30 protein-coding genes are annotated in these 23,958 nt (G+C 63.9%); 7 read left to right on the top strand and 23 right to left on the bottom strand.

Annotation, left to right across the window (positions count from 1 at the left end; genetic code table 11):
- Window positions 1-173: 173 nt before the first annotated feature.
- Both EN990_RS10300 and tesB read right to left on the bottom strand, forming a co-directional pair.
- On the bottom strand, window positions 174-512 hold the full coding sequence (locus EN990_RS10300) for a P-II family nitrogen regulator (protein ID WP_013528889.1): 339 nt from the start codon (window positions 510-512) through the stop codon (window positions 174-176).
- Between the two features lie 217 nt (window positions 513-729).
- The gene (gene tesB, locus EN990_RS10295) at window positions 730-1,605 is read right to left on the bottom strand and encodes an acyl-CoA thioesterase II (protein ID WP_127388292.1); all 876 of its coding nucleotides are present in this window, start codon (window positions 1,603-1,605) and stop codon (window positions 730-732) included.
- A gap of 96 nt (window positions 1,606-1,701) precedes the next feature.
- Here tesB and EN990_RS10290 point away from each other — a divergent pair, with 96 nt between their 5' ends.
- A complete protein-coding gene (locus tag EN990_RS10290; protein ID WP_027163307.1) occupies window positions 1,702-2,961 on the top strand; it encodes a ubiquinone biosynthesis hydroxylase in 1,260 nt (419 codons plus the stop codon).
- Between the two features lie 10 nt (window positions 2,962-2,971).
- Here the strand turns inward: EN990_RS10290 and EN990_RS10285 are convergent, their stop codons facing one another.
- From EN990_RS10285 to EN990_RS10275, 3 genes are all read right to left on the bottom strand, one after another.
- Entirely contained in the window at window positions 2,972-3,499 is a 528-nt protein-coding gene (locus EN990_RS10285; RefSeq protein WP_024504998.1) for a hypothetical protein, read from the bottom strand.
- Window positions 3,500-3,639: 140 nt separating this feature from the next.
- Entirely contained in the window at window positions 3,640-3,996 is a 357-nt protein-coding gene (locus EN990_RS10280) for a YciI family protein (protein WP_024504997.1), read from the bottom strand.
- Complete coding sequence (locus EN990_RS10275; protein ID WP_024504996.1) at window positions 3,993-4,214, bottom strand: hypothetical protein; 222 nt, start codon at window positions 4,212-4,214, stop codon at window positions 3,993-3,995. Before EN990_RS10275 ends, EN990_RS10280 begins: the two co-directional genes overlap by 4 nt.
- A gap of 219 nt (window positions 4,215-4,433) precedes the next feature.
- On the opposite strand from EN990_RS10275, the gene EN990_RS10270 reads away from it, so the two are divergent.
- Window positions 4,434-4,859, top strand: coding sequence for an OsmC family protein (locus tag EN990_RS10270; protein WP_013528883.1), 426 nt, complete (start codon window positions 4,434-4,436; stop codon window positions 4,857-4,859).
- Between the two features lie 62 nt (window positions 4,860-4,921).
- Here the strand turns inward: EN990_RS10270 and EN990_RS10265 are convergent, their stop codons facing one another.
- Window positions 4,922-5,893 (bottom strand): AraC family transcriptional regulator, encoded by a 972-nt coding sequence (locus tag EN990_RS10265; protein ID WP_013528882.1) that lies wholly within the window; start codon window positions 5,891-5,893, stop codon window positions 4,922-4,924.
- A 324-nt stretch (window positions 5,894-6,217) separates the two neighbouring features.
- Between EN990_RS10265 and EN990_RS10255 the strand changes: the two genes are divergently transcribed.
- Entirely contained in the window at window positions 6,218-6,571 is a 354-nt protein-coding gene (locus tag EN990_RS10255) for a hypothetical protein (RefSeq protein ID WP_127368046.1), read from the top strand.
- The gene (locus EN990_RS10250; RefSeq protein ID WP_013528879.1) at window positions 6,565-7,104 is read left to right on the top strand and encodes a hypothetical protein; all 540 of its coding nucleotides are present in this window, start codon (window positions 6,565-6,567) and stop codon (window positions 7,102-7,104) included. The genes EN990_RS10255 and EN990_RS10250 overlap by 7 nt, the downstream gene beginning before the upstream one ends.
- A 2-nt stretch (window positions 7,105-7,106) precedes the next feature.
- On the opposite strand, the gene EN990_RS10245 is transcribed toward EN990_RS10250, so the two are convergent.
- The 6 genes from EN990_RS10245 to EN990_RS10220 all read right to left on the bottom strand — a co-directional run bounded on the left by EN990_RS10245 (window position 7,107) and on the right by EN990_RS10220 (window position 11,908).
- On the bottom strand, window positions 7,107-7,742 hold the full coding sequence (locus EN990_RS10245; protein WP_164753663.1) for a DUF480 domain-containing protein: 636 nt from the start codon (window positions 7,740-7,742) through the stop codon (window positions 7,107-7,109).
- A gap of 32 nt (window positions 7,743-7,774) precedes the next feature.
- Entirely contained in the window at window positions 7,775-8,554 is a 780-nt protein-coding gene (locus EN990_RS10240) for a succinate dehydrogenase iron-sulfur subunit (RefSeq protein WP_013528877.1), read from the bottom strand.
- A 9-nt stretch (window positions 8,555-8,563) separates the two neighbouring features.
- On the bottom strand, window positions 8,564-10,399 hold the full coding sequence (gene sdhA / locus EN990_RS10235; protein ID WP_024504991.1) for a succinate dehydrogenase flavoprotein subunit: 1,836 nt from the start codon (window positions 10,397-10,399) through the stop codon (window positions 8,564-8,566).
- Window position 10,400: 1 nt separating this feature from the next.
- Window positions 10,401-10,796, bottom strand: a complete 396-nt coding sequence (gene sdhD / locus EN990_RS10230; protein ID WP_013528875.1) for a succinate dehydrogenase, hydrophobic membrane anchor protein — start codon at window positions 10,794-10,796, stop codon at window positions 10,401-10,403.
- Window positions 10,797-10,798: 2 nt separating this feature from the next.
- Window positions 10,799-11,218, bottom strand: a complete 420-nt coding sequence (sdhC, locus tag EN990_RS10225; protein WP_013528874.1) for a succinate dehydrogenase, cytochrome b556 subunit — start codon at window positions 11,216-11,218, stop codon at window positions 10,799-10,801.
- 261 nt (window positions 11,219-11,479) lie between these two features.
- Entirely contained in the window at window positions 11,480-11,908 is a 429-nt protein-coding gene (locus tag EN990_RS10220; RefSeq protein ID WP_127368049.1) for a hypothetical protein, read from the bottom strand.
- Between the two features lie 261 nt (window positions 11,909-12,169).
- Between EN990_RS10220 and EN990_RS10215 the strand changes: the two genes are divergently transcribed.
- Window positions 12,170-12,532 carry a hypothetical protein gene (locus tag EN990_RS10215; RefSeq protein ID WP_024504989.1) on the top strand — a complete coding sequence of 121 codons (363 nt, stop codon included), beginning with the start codon at window positions 12,170-12,172 and terminating at the stop codon, window positions 12,530-12,532.
- Here EN990_RS10215 and EN990_RS10210 read toward each other — a convergent pair.
- Together EN990_RS10210 and EN990_RS10205 are read right to left on the bottom strand one after the other, a co-directional pair.
- Entirely contained in the window at window positions 12,516-13,724 is a 1,209-nt protein-coding gene (locus EN990_RS10210; RefSeq protein WP_027163299.1) for a GGDEF domain-containing protein, read from the bottom strand. The genes EN990_RS10215 and EN990_RS10210 overlap by 17 nt on opposite strands.
- A 73-nt stretch (window positions 13,725-13,797) precedes the next feature.
- Window positions 13,798-14,994, bottom strand: a complete 1,197-nt coding sequence (locus tag EN990_RS10205; protein WP_127368051.1) for a GGDEF domain-containing protein — start codon at window positions 14,992-14,994, stop codon at window positions 13,798-13,800.
- Window positions 14,995-15,153: 159 nt separating this feature from the next.
- Between EN990_RS10205 and EN990_RS10200 the strand changes: the two genes are divergently transcribed.
- A complete protein-coding gene (locus tag EN990_RS10200; protein ID WP_013528869.1) occupies window positions 15,154-15,471 on the top strand; it encodes a hypothetical protein in 318 nt (105 codons plus the stop codon).
- Window positions 15,472-15,510: 39 nt separating this feature from the next.
- Here the strand turns inward: EN990_RS10200 and leuC are convergent, their stop codons facing one another.
- The 7 genes from leuC to rplS all read right to left on the bottom strand — a co-directional run bounded on the left by leuC (window position 15,511) and on the right by rplS (window position 21,551).
- On the bottom strand, window positions 15,511-16,920 hold the full coding sequence (leuC, locus tag EN990_RS10195) for a 3-isopropylmalate dehydratase large subunit (protein ID WP_127368052.1): 1,410 nt from the start codon (window positions 16,918-16,920) through the stop codon (window positions 15,511-15,513).
- 327 nt (window positions 16,921-17,247) lie between these two features.
- Entirely contained in the window at window positions 17,248-17,883 is a 636-nt protein-coding gene (locus tag EN990_RS10185) for a class I SAM-dependent methyltransferase (protein ID WP_027163296.1), read from the bottom strand.
- Between the two features lie 54 nt (window positions 17,884-17,937).
- The gene (locus EN990_RS10180) at window positions 17,938-18,747 is read right to left on the bottom strand and encodes an amino acid ABC transporter permease (protein ID WP_027163295.1); all 810 of its coding nucleotides are present in this window, start codon (window positions 18,745-18,747) and stop codon (window positions 17,938-17,940) included.
- 201 nt (window positions 18,748-18,948) lie between these two features.
- A complete protein-coding gene (locus EN990_RS10170) occupies window positions 18,949-19,746 on the bottom strand; it encodes a transporter substrate-binding domain-containing protein (RefSeq protein ID WP_013528864.1) in 798 nt (265 codons plus the stop codon).
- Between the two features lie 178 nt (window positions 19,747-19,924).
- Window positions 19,925-20,434 (bottom strand): MarR family transcriptional regulator, encoded by a 510-nt coding sequence (locus EN990_RS10165; protein WP_013528863.1) that lies wholly within the window; start codon window positions 20,432-20,434, stop codon window positions 19,925-19,927.
- Window positions 20,431-20,844, bottom strand: a complete 414-nt coding sequence (locus tag EN990_RS10160) for an organic hydroperoxide resistance protein (RefSeq protein WP_013528862.1) — start codon at window positions 20,842-20,844, stop codon at window positions 20,431-20,433. The genes EN990_RS10165 and EN990_RS10160 overlap by 4 nt, the downstream gene beginning before the upstream one ends.
- A gap of 155 nt (window positions 20,845-20,999) precedes the next feature.
- Window positions 21,000-21,551, bottom strand: coding sequence for a 50S ribosomal protein L19 (rplS, locus tag EN990_RS10155; protein WP_013528861.1), 552 nt, complete (start codon window positions 21,549-21,551; stop codon window positions 21,000-21,002).
- A gap of 329 nt (window positions 21,552-21,880) precedes the next feature.
- Between rplS and EN990_RS10145 the strand changes: the two genes are divergently transcribed.
- A complete protein-coding gene (locus EN990_RS10145) occupies window positions 21,881-22,633 on the top strand; it encodes a sulfite exporter TauE/SafE family protein (RefSeq protein ID WP_127368053.1) in 753 nt (250 codons plus the stop codon).
- Here EN990_RS10145 and trmD read toward each other — a convergent pair.
- Window positions 22,615-23,316: a tRNA (guanosine(37)-N1)-methyltransferase TrmD gene (gene trmD, locus EN990_RS10140; protein ID WP_127384986.1), complete on the bottom strand. Its 702-nt coding sequence runs from the start codon at window positions 23,314-23,316 to the stop codon at window positions 22,615-22,617. The two genes, EN990_RS10145 and trmD, sit on opposite strands and share 19 nt — an antisense overlap.
- Window positions 23,313-23,912, bottom strand: coding sequence for a ribosome maturation factor RimM (gene rimM, locus EN990_RS10135; protein WP_013528858.1), 600 nt, complete (start codon window positions 23,910-23,912; stop codon window positions 23,313-23,315). The genes trmD and rimM overlap by 4 nt, the downstream gene beginning before the upstream one ends.
- Between the last annotated feature and the right edge of the window lie 46 nt (window positions 23,913-23,958).

The raw sequence follows: 23,958 nt of genomic DNA, 5'->3' as shown, positions 1-23,958 counted from the left end.
TCGGGGCAGCAGCCGGCGCGGCCGCGGCTGCGGCCGGTGCCGCTTCCTGTGCGAAGGCGGCGACCGTGCCCAATGCTGCGAGAGCAAGCGAACCCAAAAGGGCAGCTCGTCCCGTCGTCTTCAAGGTGGAAGGAATATTCATTGAACTCTCCATTGGAATACGTGATCGCCGCTCAGAGCGCGTCGGTGTCTGTTTCGCCGGTGCGGATGCGCACCGCCTGATCGATGCCGAAAACGAAGATCTTGCCGTCGCCGATCTGGCCGGTCTTGGCGGCTGCGGTGATGGCTTCGACGGCCTTGTCGACCATGTCGGCACTGACCGCGACTTCGATCTTGATCTTCGGCAGGAAGCTGACCGCGTATTCCGCCCCGCGATAGATCTCCGTATGCCCTTTCTGACGCCCGTAGCCTTTGACTTCGGTGACGGTCAGGCCCTGGATGCCGACGGCGGTGAGCGCTTCGCGTACCTCGTCGAGCTTGAACGGCTTGATGATTGCCATCACGATTTTCATAAGGTTTCACCCTTTGCTGTTGCGGTCCCCCGCGTTTGTACACCTTCACCGATCCCAAAGAGCCGGAGAGTGCCCACAAGGATTCAAGCTCCGTGCCAAGTGCCGAAGCAGGGTGTTAACCCACTGTAAACAAAGAGATTAGGGGGTGCACCGACGCAACCTGCCCACAGCTGCGGCGATACGCCTGCTTAAAAATTAGGCAAATTTTGAAAAATGCCTACTCTGCAGGCGATCGCTTGAGCCGGATCAGCCCTTCCTGCGCAACCGAGGCAATCAGCGTACCGTCGCGGGCAAACAGCGAGCCGCGTGTAAAGCCGCGCGAGCCCTGCGTCGACGGGCTGTCCTGCGTGTAGAGCATCCAGTCGTCGAGCGCATGGCTGCGGTGGAACCACATGGCGTGGTCGAGGCTCGCCGCCTGGATATCGCGATCGAAAATGGCGCGGCCATGCGCGAAGGTCGATGTGTCGAGCAGCGTCATGTCGGAGAGATAGGCGAGCACCGCTGCCTGGATGGCGTGGTCCGCCGGCACCGGACCGGTGGTGCGGATCCAGATGTTCTGCTTTGGCTCCAGCTTTTCGCGGCTGGTGTAATGCTTCAGCATCACCGGCTTCATCTCGATCGGCCGGTCGCGCTCCCAGTAGCGTTTGATCCCATCGGGCACCGCCTCGCCGAATTTGCCCAGCAATTCGCGTTGCGACAGCAATGTGTCCGGCCCCGGAACGTCCTGCGGCATCGGCACCTGGTGCTCCAGGCCGACCTCATCCTGCTGGAACGAGGCTTCGAGCGAAAAGATCGCCTGGCCGTGCTGGACCGCCACCACGCGCCGCGTGGTGAAGGAGCCGCCGTCGCGAATGCGGTCGACCTCGTAGACGATCGGCACCTTGGTGTCGCCGGGCCGCATGAAATAGCCGTGCAGCGAATGCACGTACCGATCGGGATCCACTGTCCGCTGCGCCGCCACCAGCGCCTGGGCGATGGTCTGGCCGCCGAACACGCGCTGCCAGTCGAGCAGCGGGCTGCGACCACGATACAGATTGTGTTCCAGCTTCTCGAGGTCGAGAATGCCGAGAAGCTCGTCCATGGCTGCCGTCATATTTCGCGCCCTCGCCGCAGAAGTGTTATGGCGGTTTCCGACAGGACGGACAGGCAGTCAAGGGCGCAAGACCCGGCCGGCGCAGGAGCGAAGATGATGGAACGCAAGGCGGACACGAAAAACAGATCCGGGCTCGATGTCCTGGTCGCCGGCGCCGGCTATGTCGGCCTGGCCGCCGCCGTATCGCTGAAACAGGCGCGACCGGGCCTCGCCATCGCTCTCGTCGATGCGGCACCTGCTGGCGCCTGGCAAAGGGATGGCCGCGCCTCGGCCATTGCCGCTGCCGCCTGCCGCATGCTCGACCAGCTCGGCGTGTGGGCCGAGATCGCACCCCAGGCGCAGGCGATCACTGAGATGATCATCACCGATTCGCGCACCGCCGATCCGGTGCGTCCGGTCTTCCTGACCTTCGGCGGCGAAGTGGCGCCGGGCGAGCCCTTTGCGCATATGGTCGCCAACAAGGTGCTGAACGGCGCCTTGCGGGCCAGCGCCGAAAGGCTCGGCATCGATATCATCGAAGGCGTCGCGGTGCAGGGCTTCGAGACCAACGGCAGTGGCATCACCGTGCATCTCGCCGACGGCGCGGCGCTGAAGGCGCGGCTGCTGGTCGCCGCCGACGGCGTCAACTCGAAGCTGCGCGACATGGCCGGCATCAAGACGGTGAAGTGGGAATATGGCCAGTCCGGCATCGTCTGCACGGTAGCGCACGAACGCCCGCACAATGGTCGCGCCGAAGAGCATTTCCTGCCGGCCGGGCCTTTCGCCACATTGCCGCTCAAACCCGGCGAGGACGGCACCAACCGCTCGTCGATCGTCTGGGTCGAGCGTACGCCCGATGCCGAGAAGCTGGTGGCCGGTGACGATCTCCTGTTCGAACACGAACTCGAGCAGCGTTTTGGCCTGAAGCTTGGCGAGATCCGCGTTACTGATGCGCCGCGCGCCTGGCCGCTCGGCTTGACCATTGCGCGTGCCTTCGTCGCGCCCCGCATCGCGCTCGCCGGCGATGCCGCCCACGGCATCCACCCGATCGCCGGCCAGGGCCTCAATCTCGGCTTCAAGGATGTCGCAGCCCTTGCCGAGGTGATCGTCGAGGCCGACCGGCTCGGCCAGGACATCGGCGCGCTCGACGTCCTCGAACGCTACCAGCAGTGGCGCCGCTTCGACACGGTGCAGATGGGCATCACCACGGACGCGCTGAACCGGCTGTTTTCCAACGATATCGGCCCGCTGCGAACCGTCCGCGACATCGGCCTCGGCCTTGTCGAACGCATGCCGCGCCTGAAGGATTTTTTTATCCGGCAGGCGTCGGGGTTGTCCGCCAGCACGCCGCGATTGTTGAAGGGCGAGGCGATCTGAGCGCTATCGCTCAGTTGACCTCAAAACCCAGCTTCTGCCGCAGCCGCAATATCCTCTGGTCGGATATTTCGAGACGTTTCTCGCCGCCCTGGGCGGCGCGGTTGACCATCTGCAGCAGATCGTTCCGCTCGGCGACATCGAGGCGTTCGCGCAGGAACGGCGCCAGCTTGTCGATGACGACGGTGGTGTCGTCGACCTGCGCCGCCGCCCATTTGGCGTAGATCACCGCCTCGTCGGTCTTCTTCTTGTCGGCGATCTCGGAAATCACCGCGCGGATGACAGCCTCGCGCTGCGGCAGGATGGGCCCATCCTCGGAGACGATTGATGTGATCAGCGTAGCCGCCGCTACGACCGGATCATCGATCGCCGTCAGAGGCGACAGAGCCGCCTGCTTGCGCAGCTTCTTGCGACGGATGTTGCCCTGCACGCGCCCGACAACGTCCGCAACCTCGCGAGCCGCGTCGTTCATCGCCTTCATCCGGTACCACCAGAACGCCGCCGCGCCCATCACGCCAAGGATAGCAATCAGGAAAGGCATGTCGAAATCCCCAAGAACCCCGGCGACGATAGGAGAACTCTCGCCTTGCTTCAACACGCAAAAGTTGCGCACCAAATGAACCGGGACGATCGTTCAATCGAACGCCTTGGTTTCCGCGTGGCTGTAGCACATGGCGGGGGCTATGACCCCGGCACATTGTAGATCGCCCGCACCTCGATGGTGCCGATTTCGGCCAGCGGGATCTCGCCGGCGATCTCCAGCGCCTGGTCGAGATTGTCGGCCTCGATCATGACGAAGCCAAGCAACTGCTCCTTGGTTTCGGCGAACGGGCCGTCGGTGATCAGCCGCTTGCCCTGGCGTCGCCGCACCGTCTTCGACGTCTTCACCGATTGCAGCGCCTGCGCGACGATCAGCACCCCACGCTGATCCAATGACCGGTCATGAGCCATCGAATCGGCATCGAGCTTGGCCAGACGCTCCGGCGTCATGGCATGGAGGTCGTTTTCCTCGCCATAGACCAGACAGACATATTTCATTTCCAGCTCCCTTGCTGTGACGAACCATAGGCGATCACGGTATCGGTTGAGTTCTTGCCGGCAGCGACATGGTCGAGAAGGCTGACCGCAATGCCGATGATTGCAACTGCCGCAAGCAGCCGGCCGAAGCCGGAGGGCGGCACATGCAGCGGGTCGCTTTTCCCTGGATCGGCCGTTCGGCAGGTGCTTGTCCAATGGGCAGAAAACAGATTGTTCATGCGAACCTCCATCCGCCACGAGAATCCGTGGCCGCCCGCAGGACGGTCGGGGCCGATGCAAGTCGACATTCTTGCACGTACATTTTTTCAAAAAAATTCGGTGCGGCTCGCCGGTGCTGCGTGCGCGCGCAAACAGCGCGGTGGCCTTCCCTCGCGCCCGCGCTATAGTTGGGAGGAACGCCGCCTGGCCGGCGCCACCGCTGTAATAAGGAGGAATTCATGGACCGCACCGCAAACGCCGTCTGGAAAGGCAATCTGAAAGAGGGCACGGGCACGCTCGACACCCAGAGCGGAACCCTGAAGGGCACGCCCTATTCGTTCAAAGCGCGCTTCGAGGACGAGAGCGGCAAATCCGGCACCAACCCTGAAGAGCTGATCGCGGCGGCGCACGCCGGCTGCTTTGCCATGCAGTTTTCGCATTTCCTGGCCGAGAACGGCACGCCGGCCACCGAACTCGACGCCAAGGCCGTGGTGACGCTGGTTCCCGGCACCGGGATCACCGGAAGCGCCCTCACAGTGGTCGGCAAGGTCCCGGGCATCGACGCGGCGAAGTTCAAGGAATTGGCCGAAAAGGCCAAGGCCGGCTGCCCGGTCTCGAAGGCGCTCGGCGCCATAAACGTATCGCTCGACGCCAAGCTCGGCTGAAGGCCCGAACGGCAAATTCATCCAGAAACCGCCGGCCCTTGGGCCGGCGTTTTCGTTTGCGGTCAGCCCTTCAACGCGGCCGCCCGCACATCCGATGGCGTCGCGCCGTAGCGCCGCCGGAACGCCCGGTTGAAATAGGAGAGGTCGTTGAAGCCTGCCTCGAAGGCGATCGCCGTGATGCTGCGTCCGGCATGACGAGGATTGCTGAGCATCCGATGCGCGCGCAACAGGCGCTGGCACAGCATGAAATCCGACAGCGACGTGCCTTCGCTCTCGAACAGTTTTCTGATGTAGCGGGCCGAAAGGCGGTGACGGCGGGCGATGTCTTCGGCCGACAGGTCGCCGCCATGGGCTGTTATTTCGGCCTTGATGGCACGCAGCCGCGCCACGCGCACGCCTCGGCCCCGGGCGATTTCTGCCGCGTCTCGGGTGGCACCCATGGCCAGAGCGACGAGATCGAAAATATGCGTCGTCGCCAGATGCCAGGCCTCCGGGGTCAGCACGTCGCCGGCATCCTGGATCGACCTGACATAGTCGAGCAGCAGCCGCATCGCCCCGCCGGAGGTTGGCAGCGGCTGCATCAGCGCCGGGGCCGGGTCGCCGATCAGCGGTGACAGTGCCTTGAGCGAGAAGCTCATATTGACGAAGCGAAGACCGCCTGGCTGGATGACATTGAGGCCGACCTCCTCGCCGCTCATCATCAGCGCCTGGCCGTTGCCGACCGGCTCCTCACGGCCGCGATGCTTCATCACGCTTGCGCCATCGAGGGCGACCAGGAGGACGAGATCGTCGCTGTCGATCAGCGACGTCGAATGATGGACGCGGAATTCCGAACACGTGCCCGTGGCGATGCCGAGGCCAGGCAACGCGCGCACCTGCATATCGACATGCGTCGGGCCGAGTGGATCGAGATCGACCTTGAGCACCGTGCGGCCATAGACCTCGCGCATGACCTCGACGCGATCCCGCTCCGGAAGCGCGTCCGTCATCAGTCGGAACGAGGCGGTTGGCCCCATCGTCGCCGTCACCGGCATCCCCCATGCCTCAGGTCAATTAGAAGCGGCGTGATATGCGCCGCGCCTCCGAAAACGTCAATACAGGGCCGTTTGGGCCGTTTTTAGGGCCGCTGCGTCCAAGCTGCCCGCTTTTGCCGGACCTAGTTTGCAGCGCGTTTCCGATCAGGAAGCGCATCGCAAACAGCCACAAGGGGGTTCGATGTATCATTTGCAATTGTTCAGGACACTGTCGGGGCTCGCCTCGGCAGGCTTCAATCCACGCGTCTATCTGTTGTCCATCGCTCTCGGCGGAACCGTCGCCGACCATCGCGATCCGAAGCGGCCGTGTGGGGAGCGACGGCCATGAGCGTCCGGCATACAGTCCTGGCGGCACCGGTCCTGTGCCTCGGCCTATCGGGCTGCGTCGGCATCAACCCGGTTTCTGCGGTCGTCGGCATGGCCGGCATGGCGGCGGCCAACTCCGCCGGCATGGCGCAATCGAGCGTCATCAGCCCGCAGGAGCAGGCGAAGTACGCCTTGATGTCCTGTGCGGATCTGCGGCAATTGATGGCAGGTTACGAAGAGGCGAAGAATCATGGGCCGTCGGTCAAGAAATACGGCGGCATGGCGCCGGCCGGCAAGACGGCGATCGTCAACAATGTCATCGGCACGCGGCTTGTCTATCTCCGGCAGCTTGTTGCGAGCAAAGGATGTTGAGGGCCTCGTCACACCACGCCTGCCGGGCGGCACTTGTCGGGCTTGCCGGCTGGCTGGCCTTCAGCGCCGGCGGCGCTTACGGCCAGGGCAAGGGACCGACGACACGCTCGCGCCTCGGTGCGATGCCGGCAGCGCTCGTCGGCAAGTGGGGTTTTGCAGTTGCCAGCGGCAATTATTGCGACACATTCAGCAACTGCGATCCAGGCAGCGGCGGCAGCGTCACCTTTACCTTCGGGGCTGACGGGCGCACCTATTACGCGCTGTTCCAATCGTCTCTGGTCGACGGCTGCGGTCAGGTCCGGTCGCTGACCCTGAAGACCGGTAAGGCCTCCGTGCGCGGCTCGACCCTGGTTTTCACGCCGACGGCAGGAACCTACAAATCCGTCAATGGTTGCCGGCCCGACCTCACGGGCCTCTGGAAATTCAAGCCCGGTGACCTGAAGCCGGTCTCCTTGCGCTGGCAACTGGACGGCAACCAGCTGCGGCTGATCGACCCCGACGGCGAAGCGAGCGGCGTTTACTCGAGGAGGTGAACCTAGCGCTCGCCGGTCAGCGCGTCGATGCGGGCGCGTAACATTGCAATCTCCTCCTCAAGGGCGCTGACGCGCTCCTCGAGGCCGGAGGCAGATGAACCAGCCGACGCAGCCTGCATGGCGATGGGGGCGATCTGCGGAGTCCCGCTCAGCAGATGGACGTAACGCTCCTCGCGCTGGCCCGGTCCGCGTGGGATTTCCTGGATGAGTGGCGGTCGGCGGCCGATCAGCATGTCGAGCTCGGCGCGCAGATCTTCGATCGACGAAAACCGTGCCATGCGCTCGGTGCGCGCCGACAATTCATGGGCCGTCTGCGGCCCGCGCAGCAACAGCAAGCCGATCAAGGCGGTCTGCGGTGTGGTCAGCGAGAAGCGCTGCGCCATCTGGTGCTCGTAGCGCTCGACACGCGAACCGAACATCTGCCGCACCAGCCCCTTTTGTTCGAGCAGCTTCAGCCCCCGGTGCACCTCGCTCTGCTCCAGCGCCATCACCGGCTCGCGCGCCGTCTTCTGGTTGGCGGCGGCCAGTGCCGCGTTGAGCGTCAGCGGATAGACATCCGGCGTCAGCTCCTTCTTCTCGATCAGGCAGCCGAGAATGCGAGCTTCCACAGGGGAAAGGATGGGAAGGTCATCGCTCATTGGATTACTCTCGCCGGCAACCAACCAACCGCCTAAACCCTTCTCTCCACCATCATCTTCTTGATCTCCGCGATCGCCTTGGCCGGGTTGAGGCCTTTGGGGCAGGTCTGCGCGCAGTTCATGATGGTGTGGCAGCGATAGAGCCGGAACGGGTCTTCGAGATTGTCGAGCCGCTCGCCGGTGGCCTCGTCGCGGCTATCGATCAGCCAGCGATAGGCCTGCAGAAGCGTTGCCGGGCCGAGATAGCGGTCGCCGTTCCACCAATAGCTCGGGCACGAGGTCGAGCAGCAGGCGCACAATATGCATTCATAGAGCCCGTCGAGCTTCTCGCGGTCCTCATGGCTCTGCAGCCACTCCTTGGCCGGCTCCGGCGACACCGTCTTCAGCCAGGGCTGGATCGACGCGTGCTGGGCGTAGAAATTGGTGAGGTCGGGCACCAGGTCCTTGACCACCTGCATATGCGGCAGCGGGTAGACTTTTACCGCGCCCGAAATGTCGTCGCAGCCCTTGGTGCAGGCGAGCGTGTTGGAACCGTCGATGTTCATGGCGCAGGAGCCGCAAATGCCTTCGCGGCAGGAACGCCGCAAGGTCAGCGTCGGGTCGATCTTGTTCTTGATCCACAGCAGCGCGTCGAGCACCATCGGCCCGCAATCGTCCATGTCGACGAAATAGGTGTCGATGCGCGGGTTCTCGTCGTCGTCCGGCGACCAGCGATAGATGCGGTATTCCCGCAGATTGGTGGCGCCCTCCGGCTTCGGCCAGGTCTTGCCCGGCTTGATCTGCGAATTCTTGGGGAGCGTGAGTTCAACCATGTTCGATCCTCAATACACTCTGGCCTTGGGCGCGATCTTGGCGAGGCTGATGCCGCCGTCCTTTTCAGCCAGCTGCGGCTCGGTGTGCACCGGCCGGTAGGAGAGTGCCACCTTGCCGTCTTCGCTCAGCCTGGCCAGCGTATGCTTGCGCCAGACCGCGTCGTCGCGCGCCGAAAAGTCCTCACGTGCGTGCGCGCCACGGCTCTCCTTGCGCGCCTCGGCGCTGTAGACCGTGGTGATAGCATTGGCCATCAGGTTTTCCAGCTCCAGCGTTTCGACCAGATCGGAGTTCCAGATCATCGAGCGGTCGGACACTTTGATGTCCTTCAACTCGCCCCAGATCTGCGAAATGCGCTTACAGCCATTTTCGAGCGACTCCTGCGTGCGGAATACGGCCGCGTCTTCCTGCATCGCCTTCTGCATCTTTTCACGCAGCACCGCCGTCGGCGTCGAGCCGTTGGCGTAACGCAGCCGGTCGAAGCGGTCCATGATCTTTTCGACCGAGGCTTCGTTGGGCGAAGGGATCGCCGACTTGCGGTCGATGACCTGGCCGGCGCGGATCGCCGCCGCGCGGCCGAACACCACAAGATCGATCAGCGAATTCGAACCGAGCCTGTTGGCGCCGTGCACGGAGGCGCAGCCGGCTTCGCCGACAGCCATCAATCCGGGCGACACCTGGTCTGGATTGAGCGCCGTCGGATTGAGCACCTCGCCCCAGTAATTGGTCGGCACGCCGCCCATATTGTAGTGGACCGTGGGCAGCACCGGGATCGGCTCCTTGGTCAGGTCGACACCGGCAAAGATCTTGGCCGATTCCGAAATGCCCGGCAGCCGCTCATGCAGGACGGCGGGATCGAGATGGTCGAGATGCAGGAAGATGTGGTCCTTGTTCTTGCCGACGCCGCGGCCTTCGCGGATCTCCAGCGTCATGCAGCGCGAGACGACGTCGCGCGAGGCAAGGTCCTTGGCTGACGGCGCGTAGCGCTCCATGAAGCGCTCGCCCTCGGAATTGACGAGATAGCCGCCCTCGCCGCGCGCACCCTCGGTGATCAGGCAGCCGGCGCCATAGATGCCGGTCGGGTGGAATTGCACGAACTCCATGTCCTGCAGCGGAAAGCCGGCACGCGCGGCCATGCCGCCGCCGTCGCCGGTGCAGGTGTGCGCCGAGGTGGCCGAGAAATAGGCGCGGCCATAGCCGCCGGTCGCCAGCACCACCATCTTGGCCGAGAAGCGGTGGATGGTGCCGTCATCCAGGTTCCAGGCGACGACACCGGTGCAGGTGCCGTCCGGCTCCATGATCAGGTCGAGCGCGAAATACTCGATGAAGAACTGCGCATTGTTCTTCAGCGACTGGCCGTAAAGCGTGTGCAGGATGGCATGCCCGGTGCGGTCGGCGGCGGCACAGGTGCGCTGCACCGGGGGACCTTCGCCATAGTTCATCATGTGGCCGCCGAACGGCCGCTGGTAGATCTTGCCCTCTTCGGTGCGCGAAAACGGCACGCCGTAATGTTCGAGCTCGTAGACCGCGGCCGGCGCCTCGCGCACCAGATATTCCATGGCGTCGACATCGCCCAGCCAGTCCGAGCCCTTGACGGTGTCGTACATGTGCCATTGCCAGGAATCGGGACCCATGTTGGACAGCGAGGCGGCAATGCCGCCTTGCGCCGCCACCGTGTGCGAGCGGGTCGGGAACACCTTGCTGATGCAGGCGGTGCGCAGCCCCTGTTCGGCCATGCCGAGCGTGGCGCGCAGGCCGGCGCCGCCGGCGCCAACGACCACCACGTCGAACTTGTGGTCGACAAAGGTATAGCCTGCCGTGTTGGCTTGTTTCGCGTCCTTGGCCAACTCAGCCTCCGAATGCCAGCTTGAGCAGGGCGAAGATCGAGGCGACGCCGACCGCTATGGTGAAAAATGTATTGAGCGCGATCAGCGCCAGCTTCATGCCTTCGCCATGCACGTAATCCTCGATGATCACCTGCATGCCGATCCGCATATGGGTGAGACCGGAGATGAGCACCAGGGCCATCACCAGCGCCACGAACGGGTTGGCAAGGGCTGCCCGCACATGCTCGTGGTCGGCGCCGTTGAGCGCGATCAGGAAACCGACGAAGAACAGGATCAGCGGGATGTTGGCGATCGCGGTCAGGCGCTGGCGCCAGAAATGCCCGGTGCCCTCGCGGGCGGAGCCGAGGCCGCGGACCCTCGCCAGCGGCGTGCGCATGTCGGTGTTTTTGCCGCTCATGATCAAGCTCCCCGCGCCATGGTGCCGGCGATCCATATCAGCAGCGTGAGCAGGATCGAGCCGGCCAGCGTCGCCCAGGCGATCTTCGAGGCGGTATGCTTTTCCAGGCCCGCGCCCGTGTCCCAGATGAGGTGCCGTACGCCGCCCAGCATATGATGCATCAGCGCCCAGGTGTAGCCGAACAGGATGATCCGGCCGAGCCAGGTGCCGAAGGCCCAATTGGCCCAATCGAAGGTCGCCTGCGAGCTTGCCGCCGCCATCAGCCACAGGGCGACCAGCAGCGTGCCGAAATACAGCGCGCCGCCGGTGATGCGGTGAATGATCGACATCGTCATGGTGATCGGCGGCCGGTACACGGTGAGGTGCGGCGAAATCGGCCGTTCACGTCTGGCAAATTCGCGGGTGGCTGGTGATTTGCTCATGGCTCCCCCAGTTCGGCGTCTCTCTGGAGCCTCAGGTGGAAATGCGGCATTGCCGCTTCCGGTTGCGACTTCGGACAGCCGGTTTCTAATGCTCTTTTTGCACCGCGTCAAAGCCAGAAAACCGTTTCGAAAACGTAATTTAGTCTGACTAAAAGGCGGGCTTTGGCTTCAATCGATTAGGCCGGGAAGGCCTGAAGCCGGCTCGATATCGCTGCAGTGCAACATATCTGGCCCCAGGGCCCAGCGGTGGTGAGACTGGCGTCAGCGTTTGCAGGTCTGCGGCGTCGATCCCTTCTTCATCACCAGCGCCTCGCGCCCGTCGATCACGATTGCGTCATGCGTGGCCGCCTGGTAGCGGCTGCTCTGGTTGGCAGGCGACGCCGCAAACTCCTCGGTCGCGCCGTCGGACCCGACCACACGCAACGACGTGCCTAGATTTTGGATGGAAATCATACCGTTGTTGCCGCATCTGTAGGTGGCCGTGCCTATGCCTGGTCGCGGCGCGGTAAGGTCGGTGATGATCTTGGTTGCAGCTGCCGGAGGCACCGCGGCTGCGACGGACTGCTGGGCCGGCGCAGGTGAGACGACGACGGTATTGGCTGTCTTCGGCGCGCTGTCTTGCGGCACACAGGCAGCGACGACACCGAGCAACGGGAAAACGGACGCCCAAATCGGCCGGCGTAGCGCCATATGCTGTCCTCCCGCGCGGCAAGCGGCCACGATGCTTTGTCCAGATCAATATCGTCCCGACGCCAAGGCGGACGCCGCTGCGATGGTGCGGCCAAGCATGGCCGAATGATGGCCACCGGGTTTTCCATCCAGTCGGATATTAACGGATATTAACCATGTTTACCGAGACATCGCCGCCAAACGCGCCGGCCTCTTAACAAAGGTTAAGAAACCGTTAATTTCTGATTCGAGGAGGCTTTCCCTCAAGACACGGAGGACGCCATGCGTTCGAATTCGGGCAAATCGCGCCTTGCGGCGCTCGTCGTAGCAGCCTCGGTCGCCGGCCTTGCAGCGCCAGCGCTTGCCGGCGCACGGCATCAGGATCGCGTCTACGCCGATTCCTTCGGCAACCTCGTCGTCGACAGCGCCGCCGGCTACAAGCGCATCATCGTCGGCCAAGGCAGGCTGGCCAAGCAGCTCTCCGACTACACCAGCGCCGGCCAGCCCAAGGTGATCTACGAGAACGAAGCCGACGAAATCGGCGGTTATAGCGATTGCTACCGGCCGCCGGTGCTGGTGAAGGGCCGCTCCTATATGTACGGCCTCTCCGACGGCGAGATGCCCGAACTCAGCCCCTGCCGCTAGCTTCCGTTCCGGCTGACGACCAGTTGCCGGCAGGCCCGACGGAGACGCGCACGCAATCGCGCCCGGCATTCTTCGCCTGATAGAGCGCCTGGTCGGCCCGCCGCATCAGATCGGCAAAGTCTTCGCTCGCATGGAGTTCGGCGACGCCGAAGCTCGCGGTGCAGCGGTTGTCAGCCGGCAGTCCGTCTATGGGCAGCGCGCCGAAGGCGCTGCGCGTTCCCTCGGCGAACAGCCGCGCCGCGGCAAGGTTGGTTCCCGGCAGGATGATGGCGAACTCCTCGCCGCCAATGCGGCCGGCAACGTGATGCGCGGCGGCGGCTTCACGCAGGAAGCCTGCAAAAGTCTCGATCACCCGGTCGCCGGACGCATGGCCGAAGCTGTCGTTGACGCTCTTGAAATGATCGAGATCGGCTATGACCAGCGCGACCGGCACGCCTTGCCGCAGGGCGCCAAGCACCGCCAGTTCGGCATGGCGGGTGAAGCCGCCGCGATTGAGCAGGCGCGAAAGCGTGTCCGTCTCCGACTTCGACGTCACTTCGGCAAGCACGTCGCGAACCAGGATGGCCAGCATCAGCAGCGCCAGCGCCAGCGCAAAGACAGTGCCGAGCGATTGCGACACCAGCGCGTAGTTGCTTTGCAGATAGGCTTGCGGATTGGCGCCCCAGCCGCCGAGCGCATGGGCGATGAATGGCTTGGAGGCAAACTGCAGGCCGCTCGCCGCCAGCACGGCCATCAATATGCGATCGAGACGGGCAAGCTTTTGCCTCGATGACCAGACGATGGCCAGCCCGATGAACTGCATGACCGCATAGGGAAGCTGGTAGGCCATGATGCGGATCAGCGACTGGCGGGGCAGGTCCTGTACGAAATACACAGCTATGGTGGTGGCCAACAGGAAAAACAGCATCGCCTTCCAGGGCGGCGCCACGCCGTATTTGCGGGCAAGCCCGCCATTGAACGCAATGGTTGCGGCAAGGAAGACCGCGAAGGCGGCAACGACCGGGAGCCGCGCGTCGGCAAAAGCGGGAATGGAGAATTCGATGGCCGAATAGGCCATGCCCAGCAGATAGCCAAATGCCAGCCAGCGCGCCGGCGCCCGGCCGACATCGTGGAAGGCGACCGCCATGAAGCAGGCCGCCAGCAGGCCGGCAACCGACAGATTGATCAACAGGATGAAGTTGGCGCCGCTCATGTTCTCCCGCACCCGCGCCGACAGCTAATCATCGACGGGCGAAGAAGACGTTAACGTCCTGGCCGGCCAGGATTCAGCCGGTCTTGAGCGGCTCCGGCAGGAACGCCGTTTCCGGCCGCTCATAGGACAGGCGTACACTGTCGCGGCCGTTCTTCTTGGCCTTGTAGAGCGCATCGTCGGCACGGCGCATCAGCGGCTCCAGCGCCTCGTCACCGCTGCGGGCCGCCACGCCGAAGCTTGCCGTCACCTTCGTTCCCTGGGGAAGCCCGTCGACATGGCCGGCCGAATAGACCGTGCGCACCGCTTCGGCGAACAGCCGTGCCGCGGCAAGATCGCTGAGTGGCAGCAGCACCGCGAATTCCTCGCCGCCGATACGCCCGGCAACACCGCGCGCGCCGGCCGCCGACCGAAGCTTGGCGGCGAAATCGGCAATCACGCGATCGCCCGCCCCATGCCCATGCACATCGTTGAGCGCCTTGAAATGATCGAGGTCGGCCAGCACCAACGCGACCGGGAACCGCGCCGAGGCGCAGTGCCGCAAGAGCAGCATGCCGCGCTCCTCGAAGCCACGCCGGTTGAGCAGGCCCGACAGGGGGTCGGTAAAGGTCTCGGCCTTCAACGCCTTCAACACGTCGAGTGCCGCGGCGGAAAACAGGCACAGCGCGATAAGCAGCGACAGCAGCGCGTGCGACAGCAGCGCCGTCGTCCAGTAGGACGAGCCATAGAACCCGTCATAGCTCGTGAAGGGCCCGTGCGCGATGACGACGATAAGGGTGCGCACGAAGAAGTTGACGCCCGACAGCAGCGACAGCACGAACAGGATTTTCTCGGTCGGGCCGTTGTTGCGCACCGGGCGCAGTTCGGCGGCAACCAGAAGGCTGATACCGCCGAAAGCGAAGTTCATCGCCAGGATGCGCCAGGTGAGATCCGGCGCGATGAACAGGAACCAGCAGAACGACGCCAGTCCCCCACAGGCCAGCGCGCCGATCCCCACATAGGGCACCTTGCGGCCATAGCGGTGGACGATGGCGCCGGCCAGGCAGCAGCCGGCGATGCTGAAGCAGATGTTCGACACCAGCTTGGTCAGCGGCATGCCGATCGGCAAGGTGAAATACTGAAGCAGGAAGCCCACCGCCGAGAGACTGTAGCTGAGCGCCAGCACGGCCAGATAGGGGCGGTGGCGCTGATAGGACCATAGCACGAGGAACGCCGCGCCGAGCGCCAGCGCGATCGTCGGGTTGAGCAGCGCTATGAGCAGACCCGTGTCCAAACGACTATGACTTCCCCTCGCTTACGTCGGGGAAGAGCTTAGAGGGCAAGCCCAAACAAGCGGTTAAGCCTCGCCGCAAGCAGGACCGCCATCTCAAAATAATGTCAGGGAACCGCCGTCTCCGGTCAGCGTTCCTTCGTTGACAATCTGGAGCGACCGATGGCCGACACAATCACACTGACCGACCACGATGCGATCCGCTCGTGGGCTGCCGGGCGCGCCGGCTTTCCCGCAATCGTCGACATCTCGCCCGAAGCGGGGACGCAGCCCATGTTGAGGCTGGTCTTCGGCCAGCACGCCTATCAGGATCAGGACCAGCCTGAACGGCCGCTCAATGCGGGAGGCTATGAACTCGTCGAATGGGACGAATGGTTCAAGCTCTTCGAGGAACAACAGCTTGCGCTTGTGGTCGCGGCCGAACAGCCCGGACGCCGCGAGGAGTTCCACGAACTCGTCCGCCGTGACGGGAAGCGTTGACCCGAGCCGGGTGCGGCTCGGGTTCCGTTCAAGTCCGGACTACTTCCACTCGCGGATGTCAACGAAGTGGCCGGCGATCGCCGCCGCGGCCGCCATCGCCGGCGACACCAGATGGGTGCGGCCCTTGAAGCCTTGCCGGCCCTCGAAATTGCGGTTCGAAGTCGAGGCGCAGCGTTCATGCGGCTTCAGCCGGTCGTCGTTCATGGCCAGGCACATCGAGCAGCCCGGCTCGCGCCAATCGAAACCGGCGGCGACAAAGATCTTGTCGAGGCCTTCGGCTTCCGCCTGTTCCTTGACCAGGCCGGAGCCCGGCACGATCATCGCATCGACATGCGGGCTGACCGTCTTGCCTTCGACCACCTTGGCGACGGCGCGCAGATCCTCGATGCGGCCATTGGTGCAGGAACCGATGAAGACGCGGTCGAGCGTGATGTCGGTGATCCTGGTGCCCGGCGTCAGACCCATATAGTCGAGCGCACGCTGCTTGGAGGTGCGCTTGTTCTCATCGGTGATGTCGTCCGGGTTCGGCACGATGCCTTGCACCGACACGACATCCTCGGGCGAGGAGCCCCAGGAGACGATCGGCGGCAGCTTGGCCGCGTCGAGCACGATCACCTTGTCGAAATGCGCGCCCTCGTCGGACTGTAGCGTCTTCCAGTATTCGAGTGCCGCATCCCAGGCCGCGCCCTTCGGCGCGCGCGGCTTGTCCTTGACATAGGCGAAGGTCGTCTCGTCCGCGGCGATCAGGCCGGCGCGCGCGCCGCCTTCGATCGACATGTTGCAGATCGTCATGCGGCCCTCCATCGACAGCGCACGGATCGCCTCGCCGGCATATTCGATGACATAGCCGGTGCCACCGGCAGTGCCGATCTCGCCGATGATGGCCAGGATGATGTCCTTGGCGGTGACACCTTCCGGCAATTGGCCGTCGACACGCACCAGCATGTTCTTGGCCTTGCGCTGGATCAGCGTCTGCGTCGCCAGAACATGCTCGACCTCGGATGTGCCGATGCCATGCGCCAGCGCGCCGAAAGCGCCGTGCGTCGAGGTGTGGCTGTCGCCGCAGACGATGGTCATGCCGGGCAGTGTAAAGCCCTGCTCCGGACCGATGATGTGGACGATGCCCTGGCGGATATCCTTCTCGGAATAATATTCGACGCCGAAATCCCTGGCGTTCTTGGCCAGCGCCTCGACCTGGATGCGGCTTTCCTCGTTCTTGATGCCGAACTTGCGCTCGGGCGAAGTCGAGACATTGTGATCGACCACGGCCAGCGTCTTTTCCGGATGCCGGACTTTACGGCCGGTCATGCGCAGGCCTTCGAAGGCCTGCGGGCTGGTCACTTCATGGACCAGGTGGCGGTCGATGTAGAGCAGGCAGGTGCCGTCGTCCTGGCGATCGACGACATGGTCGTCGAAAATCTTGTCGTAGAGGGTGCGCGGTGCGCTCATGTGCGTAAATCCGTCGATATGAGAATGGGAAAGAGCAGGTGCCGGACCTCCGGCCCGGCGAAACGACCCCGATGGGTCGGCCTAGGGTAGTCGGCTGGTCAGCGCCCCGGACACGCGCGCGGAGAAGCGCGACGGCAGGCGTTTTCTGTCCTGCAGCACGAACCCCTTGTAGGCCGGATCGCCAAAAAGCTCTTCCATGGCGTGGCTCATATCAATGTTTTGGGTTTTCGGCAATTGGAAGCTGCCTTCGCAGAACTCGGGTTCCTCGTCCTCACTTCCACACCTTCAGGGGGAGAGGAAGGAAGCCAAGATCGGAGAACGCGCCGCTCAGATCACTTCAAACACAAAAGTCTTCACCAGCGCATCCGGCTCGGCGATCGCATAGCAGCGGAACCACGGGCTTTCCTCGACCGGCCGCCATTTCCCAGTCTGCTCCAACTCATCGAACACCGCCTGGAAGCCGCCGCTCTCGAACACCCGGTCGCGCACGGTGAAGATCGCATGGCCGCCCTTGCGGGTGATGCGCACCAGTTCGTGCAGGCCTGTCGCCGGCGCATGGCTGATGGTGAACACGCCTGTCGAGAAGAAGGCGCGGAAATACCCGTCCGGCCACGGCAGCGGACCGCCCAGCATTGCCTGCTTCAGTTCGCTGTAGGCATTGCGGCTGCCGGCGATCTTCAGCATATCGTCCGAGAGGTCGAGCCCCGCAATGTCGCGGTAGCCGAGCGCATTCAGCGACGGTCCCGACAGGCCGGTGCCGCAGCCGGCATCGAGCAAGGGGCCATCGTCCGCCGGCACATGGCGCGCCACCCAGGCGGTGATCAGGAAAGGCAGGAGGTAGCCGAGCGAGGCGGTCTCGCTGTCATAGGTCGCGGCCCATGCGGCATAGGCCTCTTCAAGCGCTTCCGGCGTGTCGGCCGTATAGACGGAATCCAGCGCCGCATTGGCTTTGTCGACGATCATGGGACCTCCTCAACGGGAATGCTCGGGGATCGTAGCGCTGCCTTGGCCGAAAAACTATTCCTCGTGCTGGCGGCGCAGCCGCCGTTCCAGCGCCCTGAGCGCCAGCGACAGGCCGACGGTCAGGATGAGGTAGATGTAGGCTGTTATCGAATAGGTCTCGAAGAAGCGAAAGGAGCCGGCGGCGTAGACCTTGCCCATCTGCGTGATGTCGGCAACGCCGAGCACCGAGACCAGCGAGGAATCCTTGACCAGGGCGACGAAATCATTGCCGAGGGGCGGCAGGATGGTGCGGATCGCCTGTGGAAACACGATGAGCCGGAAACGCTGCGCGCGGGTCAGCCCGAGCGCCTTCGCCGCTTCGATCTGGCCCTTCTCCACCGCCTGGATGCCGGCCCGGAAAACCTCCGAGATGAAAGCCGAATAGCCGATGGTCAGCGCCATGATGGCGCGCCACAACAGCGACACGTCGCGCACCAAAAGCTCGCCGAACAGGCCGGCGCTTTGCAGCGGCGCGGTCAGCGCGTTCCAGGCCGCGACGAAGGCCGGCGCGCCGGCAAAGGCGATCCAGAACAACAGCACCAGGATCGGCACGCCGCGGATGATCTCGACATAGAAGCGCGCGATCTGGCGCAGCCAGCGCGAACCCGACATTCCCATCAGCGCGATGCCGAGACCGATGGCCGACGCCAGCACGAAGGCGATCACGGTGACGAAGATGGTGACGCCGATACCCTTGGCGACCGTGGCGAATACCTGGGCATAGAGATTGCTGGTGGCGACGAAGACGGCCACCGCGATCGCGATGGTCACGGCCACGACGAGCCACCAGGGGAAGTCGGCTTTGGAGGAAGAGGCGGGAGGCATCAAAAGGATTGCGCCAAGGCAGCCCCCTCTGGCCTGCCGGCCATCTCCCCCTCAAGAGGGGAGATTGGCAGCTTCGTCGACGGCACTCTTTTTACAACTTTGGTGATTGGCGAAAGCGGAAAAAACAGCCAATCTCCCCTCTTGAGGGGGAGATGCCCGGCAGGGCAGAGGGGGGCGTTCAAGCGCGAAGTCAGTGCGAAATCACTGCCCCATCTTGTAATCAAGAAACCACTTCTTGTTCAGCGCATCGAACGTCCCGTCCGCCTTCAACGCCGCAATCGCCGCATTGACCGGCTTCACCAGGTCGGAACCCTTCGGGAAGATGAAGCCGAAATCCTCGGTGCCGAGCGGCCCGCCGATCAGCTTCAGTTTGCCCTCGGAGGCGTCGACATAGCCCTTGCCGGCGGTGCCGTCGGTCAAGACGACGTCAACGTCGCCGGATTTCAGAGCCTGCACCGTGGCGCCGAAGGTCTCGAACAGCTTGATGCGCGGGTTCTGCTCATTGCCGTCGAGCACGCTGTAGACGGCGGTGTAGAAGGGCGTGGTACCGGCCTGCGCGCCGATCAGCCCATCCTTGAAGGCGCCGAAGGTCTTGGCGTCGGTGAAACGGCTTTCATCGCCGCGCACCAGCATGAACTGTTCCGAGCGCATATAGGGGTCGGAGAAATCGACCTTCTCCTTGCGGTCGTCCTTGATGGTGATGCCGGTCATGCCGATGTTGTACTGGTTGTCGGAAACCGCCTGGATCATCGCGTCCCAGGATGTGTTCTGGTACTCGACGGCGAAATTCAGCCGCTTGGCGATCTCGTTCATCGCATCATATTCCCAGCCGATCTGCTTGCCGGTCTTGGCATCGATGAACTGCAGCGGCGGATAGGCGTTTTCGGTCACAACCACCACCTTTTTGCCGCCGAGGTCGGGCAGCGCCTGCGCAAAGGCGGCAACGGGTACCAGGACGAGGGCAAGCAGGCCTGCCAGCAGCAGTTTCGATTTGGTCATGACACACTCCCCGGAAATTGACGGACCCGGGCACGGCCGGGCTTGCAGGAAAATCCGGCGCCGACTTTAGCTTTCCGCAAGCGTCATGCAAGACGGTCCGCTGCGTCAGCGCGCGCTAAAAAGGGATTCCGATGCCTTCATTTCCGGGATTCAGGAATGAACGGTGTCGCGGCAGCGATCAGCTCCGCTTCACGATGCCGGCATCCGCCTTGCGCAAGCCGGAGACGAACCGCGTCAGCGTGCGGTGCAGGGATTTCAACTCGTCGGCATCCAGCGGCAGGTTGCAAAGCATCGCCGCCGGCACGCTTTTGGCCTGCTCACGCAACGCTTGTCCCTTCGCTGTCGGCTCGACCAGAACCCGGCGCTCGTCGGCGGGGTCGCGCCGGCGTGTGACCAGGCCACCGGCCTCCAGCCGCTTGAGCAGCGGCGTCAGCGTCGCCGAATCCAGCCCGAGCGCTTCGCCAAGCTCGCCGACCGTGCTTGGAGCCCGTTCCCAGAGCGCCAACATGGCCAGATATTGCGGATAGGTCAGGCCGAGCGGATCGAGCAGCGGGCGGTAGAGCTTCGTCATCAGCCCGCTTGCCGAATAGAGCGCGAAGCAGAGCTGTTGGTCGAGCCGCGGAACGTGAAACGTCCCGGTGGCCTCCGCCGGGACGTCCCTGGTGCTCTTTGTCGTCTTTTCCGTCATGCCGCCTTTACCGAAAGCGCTACGTCGACATTGCCCCTGATGGCGTTGGAATAGGGGCAGATCTTGTGCGCCTCCGATACAAGCGCTTCCGCCGCCGCCTGATCAAGGCCTTTCGTTTCCGCCGCGAGCGCGACGCCGAGCTTAAAGCCTTCGCCATCGGGAAGCAGGCTGACGGTGGAGGTTACCCCGGCATCCGTCAGCGACAGCTTCTGTTTGCGCGCGACAAAGCGGATGGCGCTTTCGAAGCAGGCGGCATAGCCGATAGCGAACAGTTGCTCGGGATTGGTGGCGCCCCCCGGCCCGCCGAGTTCCTTGGGCATTGCCAGATCGACCTTGAGCAGACCGTCGCTGGTCTCGCCATGGCCGGCGCGGCCGCCGGTGACGTGAGCCTGTGTGGTGTAGAGTGCCATATCAAATCTCCAATTACTTGTGCACGATTATTTAGTGCACAAGGTAATGCGCCGTCAACAGCCGGATCCTGTGTCTGGCGCTGAAAGCGTTCACAGTCTGGTGAAACGAAAAAAGGCGGCCGAAGCCGCCTTTTTGAATGGGATTTCCGAAAACCTTATTCGGCAGGGGTCGCTTCTGCGGCGGCCTTGGCTGCTGCTTCGGCCTCGGCGGCGGCCTTCTTCTCGGCGGCGTCCTGGGCGGCCTTCTCGACGGCCAGGGCCTCGGCTGCTGCCACCTTCTCGGCTTCGATGCGGGCCTTCTCGGCGTTCAGCGCATCGCGCTCCTCATCGTTCAGCTTGCGGGCGCGCACGCCGGTGTTTTCCGAAATACGGGCCGATTTGCCGCGACGATCGCGCAGGTAGTAGAGCTTGGCGCGACGCACCTTGCCGCGGCGAACGATCTCGACGCCTTCAACCATCGGCGAGTAGACCGGGAACACGCGCTCGACGCCTTCGCCGTAGGAAATCTTGCGAACCGTGAAGTTCTCCTGGAAGCCGGCGCCGGCGCGGGCGATGACGACGCCCTCATAGGCCTGGACGCGGGTGCGGGTGCCTTCGGTCACGCGGACCTGGACGCGCACGGTGTCGCCGGGCTGGAATTCGGGAAGCTTGCGCTTGGCTTCGATCTTGGCGGCCTGTTCGGCCTCGAGCTGACGGAGAATATCCATCTCAAAAGTCCACTTCTTGTTCTTCCGACAGTCAGAGCGTCCGACACTCGCCTTGCAGTTCCATTGACCGCTTGGCTATGCCTTTTGTCTCCAAGACATTTGTCTTTGAAACATCAGGCAGGGGCGACTACACCGTCATTGTTGACGGGTCCGGCAGATTCTTTCTGGCCGGTACGGGCGGGCACATACAGCTATTTCGCCGCTTTGTCACGCCTTGGGCGCGCATTTTCTGCTCGCATGGCACCATCGTAATCCTGCCGTGCCGGGTTGCGCCGGTCGTTCAGGCTTTCTAAAGCCTGAAATAACACAGTTTTGAGCGGCCGCAATTCATGTCTGTCTTCGATGCCATCCTGCTGTTTCTAGCGGGCTTTCTGTCAGGCGCCGCCAATGCGGTCGCCGGTGGCGGCACCTTCATCACCTTCGGCGCCATGACGTTGGTCGGCCTGCCGCCGATTGTTGCCAACGCCACCTCCTCGGTGACGCAATTTCCAGGCTACATCACCTCGACCCTCGCCTACTCGGCCGATATCAGGCACTTCTGGCGCGGCGCGCTGCTGCTGTGCCTGATCTCGGCCGTGGGTGCACTGGCCGGCGCTCTGATCCTTTTGGCGCTCGACAATCCCTCGTTTCGCGCTCTGGTGCCGTGGCTGCTGCTAGCCGCGACGGCCCTGTTCGCCGCCGGCCCCTGGCTGAAACCAGTGCCAAAGCCCGGCCATGAAGCGGCGGTGGGCTCGCTGGCCGGCTCGCTCGCACAATTTCTCACCGCCATCTATGGCGGCTTCTTCGGCGCCGGCATGGGCGTGATGATGCTGGCGACGCTCGGCCTCACCCAGGCCGGCGACTATCACCGGCTGAACGCGTTGAAGAACATGCTGGCCATGGTCATCGCCGCTGTCGCGATCGTCGTCTTCGTCTCGGGCGGCGTCGTCGCCTGGCCGCAGGCGATCATCATGATCCCGGGCGGCGCGCTCGGCGGCTATGCCGGCGTCTGGATCGCCAAGCGGGTGCCGCAAAACGCGGTGCGCGGCTTCGTCGTCGCCGTCGGCCTGTTTTTGGCCTTCTATTATTTTGTCAAGGGCTGAGCAGCGGCAAGCAGGTCCGGACGCCTCTCGGCTGTCAGTCTTTCTGACTCCGCCCGCCGCCAGGCGGCGATCTTCTTGTGATTGCCGGAAATCAGGACCTCGGGAATGTCACGGCCTTCGAACTCCTGCGGCCGCGTATAGTGCGGATGTTCGAGCAGGCCGTTTTCAAAACTCTCTTCCTCGCCCGACATCGCGTTGCCCATGACCCCGGGCAGCAGCCGCACCACCGCGTCGAGCAGCACAAGCGCGGCCGGCTCACCACCCGAGAGAATGAAATCGCCGATCGAGACTTCCTCCAAATCCCGCGCGTCGATCACCCGCTGGTCGACGCCTTCGAAGCGGCCGCACAGGATGACGGCGCCCGGCCCAGCGGCCAGCTCGCGCACACGCGCCTGGGTCAGCGGCTTGCCGCGCGGGCTCATCAGCAGCCGGGGCCGCGCATCGCCTTCCGGCGAAGCATGGTCGATGGCTTTCGCCAGCACGTCGGCGCGCATCACCATGCCGGCGCCGCCGCCGGCGGGCGTGTCGTCGACGGTGCGGTGGCGGTCGGTGGCGAAGTCGCGGATCTGGATCGTCTCCAGCGACCACGTCCCGGCCTCGAGCGCCCGGCCGGCCAACGACAGGCCGAGCGCGCCGGGAAACATCTCGGGGTAAAGCGTCAGCACCGAAGCGGAAAAACTCACCGGTTGCCCCCGGCATCGCTCGGTCCGCGCGGCCTGCCCTTCGGATCGAAGTCTTCCTCACGCGGACCACCGCCATCCTCGTCATCGACCAGCCCGGCTGCCGCCGGATCGACACGAACAAAACCCTCGGCGATCGACACTTGCGGTACGGCAGCCTGTGTGAACGGGATCAGCACGCCCTTGCGCCCGCCCAGCGTCACGTCGAGAATGTCGCCGCCGCCGAAATTGTGCACCGCGACCACCTTGCCAAGCACGGCACCCGTGTCGTCGCGGACTTCGAGGCCAACGAGGTCGGCATGGTAGAATTCGTCTTCCTCGCCATCGTCCGGCAGCATCGAACGGTCGACGAACAGCTCCGTGCCGGCCAGCGCCTCGGCCGCATTGCGGTCGGCAATGCCCTTGAAACGGACCACGACGACGGTGTTGGCGGGCCTGATGTCGACGATCTGGAAGGCGCGCCCGTCCCTGGCGTAGAGCGGCCCGTAATCGGCCAGCGCCAGCGGCTCGCCGGTGAAGGTCTTCACCCGCAATTCGCCCTTGATGCCATGGGCGGCGCCGATCACGGCCATCTGGACAGGATTCTGGAGCTTGCTCATGGCGAAATATCCTTTGGCCTGCTCTAGCCCCACGCGGCTGTCATTT

The sequence above is a fragment of the Mesorhizobium sp. M7A.F.Ca.US.005.03.1.1 genome (assembly GCF_003997975.1).
Taxonomy (GTDB): Bacteria; Pseudomonadota; Alphaproteobacteria; order Rhizobiales; family Rhizobiaceae; genus Mesorhizobium; species Mesorhizobium ciceri.
This window is presented reverse-complemented; position numbering and strand designations above follow the sequence as displayed.

Coding starts and splice junctions, on each gene's coding strand:
- rimM (WP_013528858.1), bottom strand. CDS start 23,912: ATGAGCAAGCTCCAGAATCCTGTCCAGATGGCCGTGATCGGCGCCGCC.
- EN990_RS10180 (WP_027163295.1), bottom strand. CDS start 18,747: ATGCCTCCCGCCTCTTCCTCCAAAGCCGACTTCCCCTGGTGGCTCGTC.
- EN990_RS10145 (WP_127368053.1), top strand. CDS start 21,881: ATGTCTGTCTTCGATGCCATCCTGCTGTTTCTAGCGGGCTTTCTGTCA.
- EN990_RS10290 (WP_027163307.1), top strand. CDS start 1,702: ATGGAACGCAAGGCGGACACGAAAAACAGATCCGGGCTCGATGTCCTG.
- rplS (WP_013528861.1), bottom strand. CDS start 21,551: ATGGATATTCTCCGTCAGCTCGAGGCCGAACAGGCCGCCAAGATCGAA.
- EN990_RS10240 (WP_013528877.1), bottom strand. CDS start 8,554: ATGGTTGAACTCACGCTCCCCAAGAATTCGCAGATCAAGCCGGGCAAG.
- leuC (WP_127368052.1), bottom strand. CDS start 16,920: ATGAGCGCACCGCGCACCCTCTACGACAAGATTTTCGACGACCATGTC.
- EN990_RS10250 (WP_013528879.1), top strand. CDS start 6,565: ATGTTGAGGGCCTCGTCACACCACGCCTGCCGGGCGGCACTTGTCGGG.
- EN990_RS10255 (WP_127368046.1), top strand. CDS start 6,218: ATGAGCGTCCGGCATACAGTCCTGGCGGCACCGGTCCTGTGCCTCGGC.
- EN990_RS10170 (WP_013528864.1), bottom strand. CDS start 19,746: ATGACCAAATCGAAACTGCTGCTGGCAGGCCTGCTTGCCCTCGTCCTG.
- EN990_RS10210 (WP_027163299.1), bottom strand. CDS start 13,724: ATGAGCGGCGCCAACTTCATCCTGTTGATCAATCTGTCGGTTGCCGGC.
- EN990_RS10200 (WP_013528869.1), top strand. CDS start 15,154: ATGGCCGACACAATCACACTGACCGACCACGATGCGATCCGCTCGTGG.
- tesB (WP_127388292.1), bottom strand. CDS start 1,605: ATGACGGCAGCCATGGACGAGCTTCTCGGCATTCTCGACCTCGAGAAG.
- EN990_RS10160 (WP_013528862.1), bottom strand. CDS start 20,844: ATGGCACTCTACACCACACAGGCTCACGTCACCGGCGGCCGCGCCGGC.
- EN990_RS10165 (WP_013528863.1), bottom strand. CDS start 20,434: ATGACGGAAAAGACGACAAAGAGCACCAGGGACGTCCCGGCGGAGGCC.
- EN990_RS10245 (WP_164753663.1), bottom strand. CDS start 7,742: ATGAGCGATGACCTTCCCATCCTTTCCCCTGTGGAAGCTCGCATTCTC.
- EN990_RS10270 (WP_013528883.1), top strand. CDS start 4,434: ATGGACCGCACCGCAAACGCCGTCTGGAAAGGCAATCTGAAAGAGGGC.
- EN990_RS10300 (WP_013528889.1), bottom strand. CDS start 512: ATGAAAATCGTGATGGCAATCATCAAGCCGTTCAAGCTCGACGAGGTA.
- EN990_RS10280 (WP_024504997.1), bottom strand. CDS start 3,996: ATGAAATATGTCTGTCTGGTCTATGGCGAGGAAAACGACCTCCATGCC.
- sdhD (WP_013528875.1), bottom strand. CDS start 10,796: ATGAGCGGCAAAAACACCGACATGCGCACGCCGCTGGCGAGGGTCCGC.
- EN990_RS10275 (WP_024504996.1), bottom strand. CDS start 4,214: ATGAACAATCTGTTTTCTGCCCATTGGACAAGCACCTGCCGAACGGCC.
- EN990_RS10215 (WP_024504989.1), top strand. CDS start 12,170: ATGCGTTCGAATTCGGGCAAATCGCGCCTTGCGGCGCTCGTCGTAGCA.
- EN990_RS10265 (WP_013528882.1), bottom strand. CDS start 5,893: ATGCCGGTGACGGCGACGATGGGGCCAACCGCCTCGTTCCGACTGATG.
- EN990_RS10285 (WP_024504998.1), bottom strand. CDS start 3,499: ATGCCTTTCCTGATTGCTATCCTTGGCGTGATGGGCGCGGCGGCGTTC.
- EN990_RS10185 (WP_027163296.1), bottom strand. CDS start 17,883: ATGATCGTCGACAAAGCCAATGCGGCGCTGGATTCCGTCTATACGGCC.
- sdhC (WP_013528874.1), bottom strand. CDS start 11,218: ATGAGCAAATCACCAGCCACCCGCGAATTTGCCAGACGTGAACGGCCG.
- EN990_RS10220 (WP_127368049.1), bottom strand. CDS start 11,908: ATGGCGCTACGCCGGCCGATTTGGGCGTCCGTTTTCCCGTTGCTCGGT.